The following is a 3,439-nucleotide window of genomic DNA, read 5'->3' on the forward strand; positions in this document are numbered from 1 at the left end:
GCCGTGCTGGTAGCCGCGGATGAGCGCGATATCGTGCGGGTGCGCAGCAACGTGCGTGGCGAAGATGTCTATCTGTACCGCCTGCATGGCCTGGGTCCGGACAAGTTGCGCGATCTGCTGGGGGCCTATGTCGCCACCGCGCAGCAGCTGCAGCAGGCGCCGCGCTTCTACAACTCGCTGACCAGCAACTGCACCACCGTGGTGTATGAGTTGATGCGCCGGATCGTGCCGGGTCTGCCACTGGATTACCGGCTGCTGTTGTCCGGCTATCTGGCCGGGTATGTCGCCGATGTCGGCGGGCTGACACCGGGCGTCTCCCTGGAACGGCTGCAGCAACTGGGGCGGATCACGCAGCGCGCCCGCGACAGCGGTGATGCTGCCGATTTCTCAAGCCGCATACGCGCCGGCGTGCCCGGCATCGGAATTGCTGGAGCCCTGCAATGAACCCACCGCGGCTGACTGGAATGCGTCGGCTGCTGCCGATCATGGCGGGGATGGCACTGCTGCTGTCCAGCGGCTGTGCGATGGTGAAGATGAAGTCGGTGAGCAGCACCGACTATGTGATGCTCAAGCGCGACGACATCCTCAACAGTGGCCGGTTGAGTGCGTTGTCGCAGGAAGCGCTGGCGGTGATCGGGCAGACCGCCGGCGAATGCGGCAAGGATCTGCCGGTGTGCCGGCAACGGGTGGCCGACAACGAAGGGCTGCATACCGAACAGCGGCTGTCGACCCTGGCCGAGTTGTGGATGCAGGAGGCGCTGGCGCTCACACCCCAGGCCAAGGGCGGCGAGCCGGTGCAGTTGCAGGCCAATGCGCTGGATGCATGGCTGGAGACCGCGCGTTATTCCTACGCCTACCTGTTCTTCAGTGGTCGTACGCCCGCGCAGAGGGCGCTGGAGGACCGGCTCACGCAGGTGCGTGACTATTACAACCATGCGGCCGAGCAGACCGCGTCGGTGGTGTTCCAGCGTGTCCGCACGCGCGCGCTGGAGGGGGAGGATTTCCTGCGCCCGGTGCAGGTGGATCGCTGGACCATCCGCACCACGCTTGACCAGCTCAACCTGCGCAGCGTTCCCAAACAGCTGGTGGCGGCCTCGTCGGTGAGCTTTGCCGGCCTGCGCAGTTCCTATCGCCGCGACGGCTTTGGTGCGGAGCTGGTGGTGGTGATGGAGTCGCCGCCGCTGGCGGTCCCGCTGGAAGGCGAGAAAGTGGAGTTGCCGGTCTACAGCGAAATGCCGGCGCTCAATGCCACCGCCGTGCTGAACTTCGAAGGCGATACGCTCGAGCAGGTGCTGGCCACGCGCACGATCCAGCTCAAGGCGTATTCGCCCGACATCACCACCAGCATCACCCTGCACGGGCAGGAGGTGCCGCTGGCGGCCAATTTCACCGCTGCCTATGGACTGTGGCTTGCCCAGTCGGGGTTTGCCACCGAGTCGCTGCGCACACTGTTCGGCCGCGGCGAGGGCATCCGCGAGCCGCATATCTACCTGATGCAGCCCTACGACCCGGACCGGCGCATCATCTTCATGCTGCACGGCCTGGCCAGCAGTCCGGAGGCCTGGGTGAACCTGGCCAACGAGATCATGGGGGATCCGCAGATGCGCAAGCACTACCAGGTGTGGTCGGTGTACTACCCGACCAACGCGCCGCTCGCCTTGAACCGCTACACCATCAGCAACGCCTTCAACCGCACGCTGCGTAATTTCGATCCGAAGGCCACGGCCGCCGCGTCGCATGACATGGTGTTCATCGGCCACAGCATGGGCGGTGTGCTCGCACGGCTGATGCTCAGTGATTCGGGCGAGGTGTTGTGGAAGGACACGGTGGAACGCTACAACCTGCGCGGTGAGCGCCTGAAGCGGGTGGAGGCCAAGCTGGGGCCGGTGATGCACTTCACCCCACAGCCCAACGTGCAGCGCGCGATTTTCCTGGCGGCCCCGCACAGGGGAACCGATGCGGCCGGTAATCGTCTGGGACGCATGATCGGCAAACTGGTGCGGCTGCCGCTGACCCTCCTCGGCGCATTCGGTGATGCGTTCATGGCCTTGCAGAACCCGGAGGAAGACGGCGGGAAGCCCAGGGAGCCGCGCATCAGCAACAGCATCGACAACCTCAAGGCCAGTGATCCGTTTATCGAATTCTCTTCGGCGTTGCCGATGGTGCCTGGCCTGAAGTACCACTCCATCATCGCCAAGCGTAAAGCCGAGGTGGCCACGGCCGACTCGGACGATGGTCTGGTGCCGTACTGGAGCGCGCATCTGGATGGCGCGTTGTCGGAGAAGGTGATCGTGTCCGGGCACAGCGTGCAGGAAACGCCCGAGGCGGTGCTGGAAGTGCGCCGTATCCTGCGCGAGGACCTGCACCAGGTCGATGGTGTGCCGCTGCACTGAGCGGTGTAATCCCAGGCCCGTGCCGCGCAATCGAAAAGGCCACCGACAGGTGGCCTTGGTGTTTCAGATTTCCGCTTCGATCCCCGGCATCGCCAGACGCGAGCGGGTCAGGGCCATACCGAGGTTGGCGGTGCGGCGGCAGACGAACACCATCACGTAGTCCGGGTAGCGCTTGCCACGCATGAAGATGTGGATCAGGTTTTCGCTGTTGACGATGATTTCCTGGAAGTAGTGCGCGCCTTCCTGCTCCTGCAGGCCGCGTGCGCGGCGGAACATCTGCTCGATGCTGCGGATGTTCGGGCCCTGGTACAGGTCGGCGGTGGCCGCGGCGACCAGGTCCAGCACTTCGCGCGGATGCGAATCCACGGTCTTGACCGACAGCAGCATGCCGGAGCTGATATCGACGTAGCCGGCGGCCACGCATTCGGGGATGGAGGCGACGGAGTGTTGCAGGGTGCTGTCGAGAGACATCGGGGTGATTCCTGGGGGAGGGAAAGAGAAGGGCGCCAGACCGCGGTGCGGTCCGGTTGCCGGGGGAGTTGAGGACAACAGATACCGATCAGCAGGCGCGGATCAGCAGGTTTTCTTCCAGTGCGTGAAGCAGGTCTTCCTGCTCCTGTGATTGCACGAAGCCCGGTTCGATGGTGCGCAGCCGGCGCAGTGCCTCTTCGGCGGTCAGTCCTTCGCGGATCAGCCACGCCGCGAGCACCAGCGGTGCGGCCCAGTCCCGCCAGACAATGCACGGCGACGACCTCGCCTTCGCGCAACATCACTTCGATCTTGGCCAGCAGCAGTTTGGCCCATAGCAATGGCGGTGCACCGCGATCGCGAATGCCCAGGTGGTAACTGCGCAAGCCGTGCGGGGCCAGCAGTTCGGCCGGCATCTCGCGTTCGGTCAGATTGACCAGCACGCTGATGCCCATGCCGCGCAGCAGTGCCAGATCGTGATCCATGGCGAACACCACGCCGGGCATCGGACAGCCCGCCAGCTTGCCTGGCACCAGCCAGTGGAAGCCGGTCGGGCCCCGCCGCGTGGGGGTGGCCGG

The 3,439-nt window shown here is 65.1% G+C and carries 4 protein-coding genes and 1 pseudogene; 2 read left to right on the plus strand and 3 right to left on the minus strand.

Annotated elements, in window-relative coordinates; translation table 11 throughout:
* Together JCM9942_RS12440 and JCM9942_RS12445 are read left to right on the plus strand one after the other, a co-directional pair.
* On the plus strand, positions 1 to 444 hold a 444-nt coding region (locus JCM9942_RS12440), incomplete at its 5' end, for a lipoprotein N-acyltransferase Lnb domain-containing protein (RefSeq protein ID WP_157722915.1).
* A gap of 20 nt (positions 445 to 464) precedes the next feature.
* Complete coding sequence (locus JCM9942_RS12445) at positions 465 to 2,393, plus strand: esterase/lipase family protein (RefSeq protein WP_158499985.1); 1,929 nt, start codon at positions 465 to 467, stop codon at positions 2,391 to 2,393.
* A gap of 63 nt (positions 2,394 to 2,456) precedes the next feature.
* Here JCM9942_RS12445 and JCM9942_RS12450 read toward each other — a convergent pair whose 3' ends face one another.
* The 3 genes and pseudogenes from JCM9942_RS12450 to JCM9942_RS20775 all read right to left on the minus strand — a co-directional run.
* Complete coding sequence (locus JCM9942_RS12450) at positions 2,457 to 2,864, minus strand: hypothetical protein (protein ID WP_054660039.1); 408 nt, start codon at positions 2,862 to 2,864, stop codon at positions 2,457 to 2,459.
* A gap of 88 nt (positions 2,865 to 2,952) precedes the next feature.
* Positions 2,953 to 3,102 carry a protein-tyrosine phosphatase family protein gene (locus tag JCM9942_RS19135; protein ID WP_157722916.1) on the minus strand — a complete coding sequence of 50 codons (150 nt, stop codon included), beginning with the start codon at positions 3,100 to 3,102 and terminating at the stop codon, positions 2,953 to 2,955.
* 13 nt (positions 3,103 to 3,115) lie between these two features.
* A pseudogene (locus JCM9942_RS20775) lies at positions 3,116 to 3,439 on the minus strand (phosphatase domain-containing putative toxin); the annotation flags it as partial.

This window comes from Stenotrophomonas pictorum JCM 9942 (genome assembly GCF_001310775.1).
Classification (GTDB): domain Bacteria; phylum Pseudomonadota; class Gammaproteobacteria; order Xanthomonadales; family Xanthomonadaceae; genus Stenotrophomonas; species Stenotrophomonas pictorum.